The 6,282-nt window shown below is 65.9% G+C and carries 12 protein-coding genes; all 12 read left to right on the forward strand.

Translation table 11 applies throughout. The features are described from left to right. Positions 1-558, forward strand: a 558-nt coding sequence (locus J0A65_RS20920; RefSeq protein ID WP_206596280.1) for a hypothetical protein, incomplete at its 5' end; no start/stop codon positions are given. A gap of 118 nt (positions 559-676) precedes the next feature. Then, positions 677-1,426 (forward strand): phage antirepressor KilAC domain-containing protein, encoded by a 750-nt coding sequence (locus J0A65_RS20925; protein WP_206596281.1) that lies wholly within the window; start codon positions 677-679, stop codon positions 1,424-1,426. Beyond that, on the forward strand, positions 1,423-2,181 hold the full coding sequence (locus tag J0A65_RS20930; protein WP_206596282.1) for a helix-turn-helix domain-containing protein: 759 nt from the start codon (positions 1,423-1,425) through the stop codon (positions 2,179-2,181). The genes J0A65_RS20925 and J0A65_RS20930 overlap by 4 nt, the downstream gene beginning before the upstream one ends. Continuing rightward, positions 2,178-2,849: a replication protein P gene (locus J0A65_RS20935; protein WP_206596283.1), complete on the forward strand. Its 672-nt coding sequence runs from the start codon at positions 2,178-2,180 to the stop codon at positions 2,847-2,849. Before J0A65_RS20930 ends, J0A65_RS20935 begins: the two co-directional genes overlap by 4 nt. Further along, positions 2,842-3,039, forward strand: coding sequence for a hypothetical protein (locus J0A65_RS20940; RefSeq protein ID WP_206596284.1), 198 nt, complete (start codon positions 2,842-2,844; stop codon positions 3,037-3,039). Before J0A65_RS20935 ends, J0A65_RS20940 begins: the two co-directional genes overlap by 8 nt. Next, complete coding sequence (locus tag J0A65_RS20945) at positions 3,036-3,305, forward strand: Bbp19 family protein (RefSeq protein ID WP_206596285.1); 270 nt, start codon at positions 3,036-3,038, stop codon at positions 3,303-3,305. The genes J0A65_RS20940 and J0A65_RS20945 overlap by 4 nt, the downstream gene beginning before the upstream one ends. Next, positions 3,302-3,532: a hypothetical protein gene (locus J0A65_RS20950; protein ID WP_206596286.1), complete on the forward strand. Its 231-nt coding sequence runs from the start codon at positions 3,302-3,304 to the stop codon at positions 3,530-3,532. The genes J0A65_RS20945 and J0A65_RS20950 overlap by 4 nt, the downstream gene beginning before the upstream one ends. Next, positions 3,532-4,485, forward strand: coding sequence for a tyrosine-type recombinase/integrase (locus J0A65_RS20955; RefSeq protein WP_206596287.1), 954 nt, complete (start codon positions 3,532-3,534; stop codon positions 4,483-4,485). The genes J0A65_RS20950 and J0A65_RS20955 overlap by 1 nt, the downstream gene beginning before the upstream one ends. Positions 4,486-4,580: 95 nt before the next feature. Next, a complete protein-coding gene (locus tag J0A65_RS20960; RefSeq protein WP_206596288.1) occupies positions 4,581-4,997 on the forward strand; it encodes a VRR-NUC domain-containing protein in 417 nt (138 codons plus the stop codon). Next, positions 4,994-5,305 carry a hypothetical protein gene (locus J0A65_RS20965; protein WP_206596289.1) on the forward strand — a complete coding sequence of 104 codons (312 nt, stop codon included), beginning with the start codon at positions 4,994-4,996 and terminating at the stop codon, positions 5,303-5,305. Before J0A65_RS20960 ends, J0A65_RS20965 begins: the two co-directional genes overlap by 4 nt. A 13-nt stretch (positions 5,306-5,318) precedes the next feature. Continuing rightward, positions 5,319-5,894 carry a hypothetical protein gene (locus J0A65_RS20970; RefSeq protein WP_206596290.1) on the forward strand — a complete coding sequence of 192 codons (576 nt, stop codon included), beginning with the start codon at positions 5,319-5,321 and terminating at the stop codon, positions 5,892-5,894. Positions 5,895-6,075: 181 nt separating this feature from the next. Continuing rightward, the coding region (locus tag J0A65_RS20975) for a hypothetical protein (RefSeq protein WP_206596291.1) at positions 6,076-6,282 on the forward strand (207 nt) is incomplete at its 3' end.

Here is a 6,282-nt window from a genome sequence, read left to right on the forward strand (position 1 = left end):
GGGATGATCGCGCGCACCTCCCTGAGCACCGCTGACTTCGCCCAGGCCCTGGCCGCCGAGCTGCACACGCTGGCGCCGGTGAAGGCTGATGCCGAAGGGGTGCCGAACTTCGCGGCGCTGGCCGAGGTGGGCGCTGCCGATCCGTTCATCAAGGCAACGGCTTCCTGGCTGAAGCGGGTGCAGCGCTGGCTTGCCGGTGATGTGGACCTGCCGTCGTGGATCGAGGAGGGCTGGGTGCTGGCGCTGGCGCCTGAGTGGCGCGAGGCCTGCGTGAATGAGCTGGCGGCGCGGCACGGGCTGATCGGTGCGCGTGATCTGGGCGTGGAAGGCTGCCCCGTGACGGCGTTCGGGCAACTTGTCAGCCGCCTGGGCGCCGCCGTGGAGGCGACGGGCGTGGTGCTGGCGGACGGGCGCATCTGTGAGGACGACATGCCGGACCTGCCGCGCATGGTCGATGCCCTGCTAGCGGTGGAAAGCCGCTCCTGCGAGCTGCGCCGCGCTGCGGAGAACGTTCTGGCAGCGGCCGGCAAGGCTCATGCGCTGCGGGTGGTGGGCTGATTTTTCCGCGCATGCGCGGATCGGTGCCCAGCACCTGACCACTGTGAAGTAGCGGGCACAAAAAAAGCCCGGCGGCAACCGGGCTTCTTCAACAACACCTGCAAGAGGTGACCTGAGTATGAATCAACTGCTGATCGTCGACAAGGCGCCCCGCATGAACAGCCGGGAAATTGCCGAGCTGGTCGGGTCGCGGCACGACAACGTGCGGGTGGCCATCGAGCGCCTGGCCGCACGGGGCGTAGTCGAATTGCCTGCAATGCAGGAAATCCCCACTGCCACCAAGCCGGTGGCGGTCTATGTGTTCAGCGGCGAACGTGGGCGGCGCGACAGCATCGTGCTGGTGGCCCAGCTTTCGCCTGAGTTCACCGCTGCGTTGGTGGATCGCTGGCAGGCGTTGGAGGCCGGCAAGGTGCCGCGCTTGCCGCAGACCCTGCCGGAGGCGCTGCGCCTGGCGGCTGACCTGGCCGAGCAGAACAACCAGCTGCAGGTGGTGGTGAGCGAGCAGGCGCCGAAGGTGGAGGCGCTGGCGCGGATCGCTGAGGCCAGCGGCTCGATGTGCCTGACCGATGCGGCCAAGCACCTGGGCGTGAAGCGCTGCCGTTTGATCGAGTGGATGCGTGAGAACCGCTGGCTCTACCGCCGCGAGGGGAGCATGCGCCTGCTGGCGTATCAGCCGCGCCTGGCGGCCGGGTTGCTCGATCACAAGGTGTCGGTCATCGGCAAGGATGACGACGGCGGCGACCGCCTGGCCAGCTCCGTGCGGGTGACCGCCAAGGGCCTCGCCTTGCTGGCGCAGAAACTCAACGCCGCGCCACGTTTTGCGAGTGGTGAAAACGTGGCGCGCAATCAATCGACGGTGCAGCAATGAGCGTTCAAGCGATGTCCTGGGCGCTGGCCCAGACGGTGGTTTCTGATGCGTCGGCGCGGCATGTGCTGCTGTGCCTGGCCAACTATGCGGACAAGGATGGGCGCGGGGCTTTTCCCTCGGCTGCCAGCCTGGCCGATGACACAGGGCTGGCTGTGCGCACGGTGCGCTACAAGCTGGAGCAGCTGCAGGAGCTGGGGGCGATTCGCCCGGGCAATCAGGCGATTGCTGCAGCGTATATCGACCGCGGCGACCGCCGGCCGGTGGTGTATGACCTGGCCATGGAGCGGGGTGCAGCTGATGCACCTCGTGCTGAGCGGCCTGCAACTGATGCACCCCGTGAAAATGTACGGGGTGCAAATGGCGACAGCACGGGGTGCAAACCACAGCATCACGGGGTGCAATCTACGACAGCACGGGGTGCAAGGGTTGCACCCAATCCGTCACTTAACCATCAAGGATCCACCAGTGAACCGAGTGACGCGCGCACGCCGTTCGCACTCGACCTGAACTGGACGCCGGACGCCGCCCGACTGCGAGCGGTTTCGTTCGCTGCCGGGGTGAGTGTTGAGGCGTGCATGGAAGCGCTCGGCGCCTTCCGTGTTCACCATGAAGCCAAGGCACTGGCGTTCACCTCGGCCGAGTGGCACGCCAAGCTGGTGACCTGGGCGAAGCAGGATACGGTGCGCGGCGCGGCCAGCAAGGTGGCGCCCATTGCATCCGCTCGCCAGGCCAAGCCCCGTGTGGTGACGGTATGAGCGCGCCCCGCAACGCCGGCGAGGTGGCTGCCGGCCTGAAACCCCAAGCCCTCACCCAAGCCCATAACCCCCAGCAGGTGGTGATCGATGACGCCACGCAGGCCGCGCTGGCCGAGCTGATGCAGCGCCTGAAGGGCGTTTACACCGGCTGGCGCCAGGTGTGGCCGAGCGAGGCGGAGGAGTTCGCCTGGCAGGACGAGTTCCTGGCTGAGTGCATCCGCTCTGGCGTGCTGCACCAGGGGCTGATTGACCATGGCATGCGCACGGCGCGGCGTGATCGTCGCCCGTGGCCGCCGACGCCTGGCGAGTTCGTGAGCTGGTGCCTGGCGCCCGAGGCGTTCGGCCTGCCGAGCGAGGAGAAGGCCTACAAGATCGCCATGCGCAACACGCACCCAGCCCAGGCCGGCATGGCGCGCTGGCCGCACCCGGCGCTGTACCACGCGGCGGTGGCCTGCGGTTACCTGGCGCTGCAGAACCTCGAGCGCAAGCTGGGCTTCAAGCGGTTCTGCGACATGTACCTGGAGCAGCGCCGGCGGATGGCGCGCGGTGAGGAGCTGGCGCCGGCACCGGTGGCCGCGCTGCCGGCACCGATGCGCAAGGGCTCTCCCGAGGTGGCGAACAAGCATCTGGCTGCGCTGCGGGCGAAGTTGGGAGGTGGGCGTGGCTGAGCGTTCTGATGCCTCCGTGTACCGCTTTGCTCTGTACTCCGGTGCCAACAAGCTGGGGCTGGCGGCTGATCGTGGGCAGCCGGTGGCGCTGTTCGCCAGCCAGGCCTTGGCCGAGGCGCATGGCCGCAAGCTCTACGGCGAGCTGGCCGAGGTGGTCGAGCTGAGCGTCGAGCAGGATCTGGCGCCATGACCGCCATCGGCTGGGCACCGAAGAAGAACCGCGACGGCGATGTGGTCCCGAGCTGCTGGATCACCGATGCCGGCTACACGGTTGCGGAGTTCCTGGTTGATGACCTGCAGGTGTTCTCGGTGACGGCACCAGGCCAATCGGCGGCGATGGCCTATCGGGCTGGCCGTGCCAGTGTGGTGGAAGCGATCACCGATCACATGGCCGGGCGGGCTGTGGCGAAGTTCGAAGGGGAGGCGGCGACTGCCGCCGAGGAGAAGAAGCAGTGAGCAAGCCTCGAGTGAATACCAGTACAACCGCTGTAGTAACCCTGACCATTGAGCTTACTGGGCTCGGAAGCTGGGGGCCTGATTGCAAGACCAGCCAGGTATACGACCAGGCCAAGGAAGCTGCACTCGGTCGTTTGCGCCGCTTGTTCCAGGGAGACCCGAATGGGGTTCGAGTTGTTGGCGCGGTCAAAGTGAAGTCCGTAACCACGGACACCGAGGCGCGCTGATGGCGAGCAAGAAGTCGGGCATGCGCTCGGTGGGCGAGGTGGTGGAGTGGTGGCTTTCGCGCATCGAGGGCGACCGGACGCGCAGCGAGAAGTATCGCGGCAGCATGGGCTCGCTGATGCGCCGGCATGTGCTGCCGCGCGTTGGCAAGGTGGCGCTGCGCAAGCTGGATCGGGTGCTGCTGGACGACAAGCTGGTTTTCCCGATGCACCAGGAGCTGGCGCCGCGCACCGTGCAGAAGGCGCTGCAGGGGATGCGCCAGGCGTTCCGCATGGCCGAGACGCAGGGGCGCATCGAGGGCAACCCGCTGGCGGGCACCACGTTCCGCGACTTCTACAAGGGCAAGCTGCGGCCGAAGCCGGCGGCGCTGTCGCGGGTGGACCTGCAGGAGCTGGTGCAGCACCTGGTGGAGGTGTTCAACCGTGACCCGGCCAAGGGGATGCTGCCGCTGATGATGCTGGCGCACGGCACGCGCATCGCGGAGACGCTGGCGGCGCGCTGGGTGCACATCTCGCTCGACGAGCGTGTGTGGGTGATCCCCGAGGCGAACACGAAGAGCCGGCGCGAGCACGTGTTGCCGCTGACGGCTCAGGTGCTGGGCCTGCTGGCGAAGTATCGGCAGGCGCTGCCGGATGCGCGCATGAAAGCTGCCTGGCTGTTCCCGGTGCGCGGCGGGGCTGGCATGGCATTGACCAGCGGGCATGCGCTGATGCGTGAGGTGAGCGGCCGGCAGTGGACGAGCCATGACCTGCGCAAGCTGATGCGATCGAGCCTGGCGGATATCGGCGTTGACCACATGGTGGGTGAGCTGCTGATCAACCATGCCTTGGGCGTGACCACTGAAACCTATCTGACCCGTGATGCGATGGAGCGTCGGCGCGAGGCGCTGGAACGCTGGCATGCGCGGCTGGACGAGTGCGGTTTTGCGGGTGCGCACGGAGTGAAAACGGAATGAAAGTGGCTGTTCCTGCATTTCTGCATTCTGGCTGCGAGCCAGTGCTGGCGGGCGTTTCCGCCGAAAACAGTATTTCTACGTGGGGAGGGTGAAAAATGCGGAAAACGACCATCGCTCGGCGCCCCATGGACTTCGAAGGACGTGAGCAGCAGATGCTGGTGAGCTGGCTCGAGATTCAGCACCGGGCGGCCTATGCGGTGACCTGGCATACACCGAACGGCGGCGCCCGGGACAAGGCGACGGCGGGCAAGCTCAAGGCCCAGGGCGTGAAGGCTGGAGTGCCTGATCTGCAGCTGGCTCAGGCGCGCGGCGGATTCTTCGGGCTGTTCATCGAGTTCAAGGCCACACCGCCATACGACGCGGCGGTAAGCGGGGTGCAAAAGGACATGCTCGGCAGGCTGAAGGCAGAGGGGTACCGCGCTGTTGTGTGTCGCGGCATCGAGGATGCCATGCGAGAGATCAATGCGTACTTGGGCATGGAGCCGACAGCGCGCCAGGTGCCGGCGCAATGAGGCAGCACCTGATTCCGCTTGAGCGCTGCGAGGTGTGCGTGGGCGCTGGGTTCATCCAGGGCATCTTCCACCGTATGGACTGCGCCGGCTGCAACGGTGGCGGGTTCGTGATGCCGGACGGCACGGCGCTGGACTATCCGCGGTTGGTCGAACAGTTGCGGCTTCGGCTGGCGATTTCGGGCGCTGAGCGCAAGCGGCTGCAGCAGGCGCTGGAGAGAGCAGGATTGCAGCCCGTCGAGGGCGCAGAGAGTGGGTACCAGGGCAATAACAAGAAGGGCGCGGGCGGCGCGCACTTCACCGGGGATTGAGGGGAGAGGGGCAATGATCTACACGAGCACACGAGCGGCAATTGTTTCGGCGCTGGCCGCTGATGCGATCGACAACACCAGTAAGCAGGCCTGGCAGAAGCTCTATCGGGCGGGATATGAGGACGGCTTTGATCTGGCCACTCTGGCGCGTTCATCCCAGGGCGAGCTGTCGCGCTGCGATGTCGATTGCTGGGTGCACGCCCGGCTGCACAGCCAACTGAAGGACCGGCACTGGCATGTGTTGCTGGCGAAGTACAGCACGCATCGGGAGCGCAAGAAGGCGGCAATCCAGGCTCTGATTCCGATCATTGCGACGCCAGCGCCCCATCAGTTCTTGAGCATGGCTGTGTATACCTGGGCAATTCCTAAGCTGCCTGGGGTTGAGGGTAAGCGCTCCACTGACATGATCGTGCTGGAGAAGTGGTTCTACGACATGAACAACTGGGGGGATGGCGGCCGGCCAGAGCAGACCCGCCGCCGGTGGCGGAGTGGCGTGCGCTCGGTGCTCGAGGAGATGCTGCAGGAGGCAGAGGCAGCAGCCGAGCAGATACTGACCGCCGAGGGTCTTTTGCTCAGCGCGGCAGCATAGGGCTTGCGGTGAGTGAGCGAATGAGCGATATTTCTCCCATCCTGTCAATCTTGCGCGTTCAGGATTGAGATCTCAGAAAGCCCGGCCATTGCGCCGGGCTTTTTCATTTCTGCTCCGCGGCGGTCTCCCCAGCCCGTCGCCTTGCCCGCCGAGTGCGGGTTTTTTATTTCTGGAGAGGCATATGGACCCGACCACCGCAGGCAGCGCCGTACTGGCGAAGTACGGCGCTGTGATTGCCGGTTTCGTCGGCGCCATCCTTTCGCTCAGCTTCCTCAAGGGGCTGACCCGCAAGGAGGCGGTGGTGGCGGTGCTGACCGGCTTTGCATCGTCTGTGTTCACTACCCCGTTCGTGGTGACCTACTTCGACCTACCGAGTGATCTGGAGTCG

Origin of the sequence: Bowmanella yangjiangensis (genome assembly GCF_017255015.1) — a bacterium.
Lineage (GTDB): Bacteria > Pseudomonadota > Gammaproteobacteria > Enterobacterales > Alteromonadaceae > Bowmanella > Bowmanella yangjiangensis.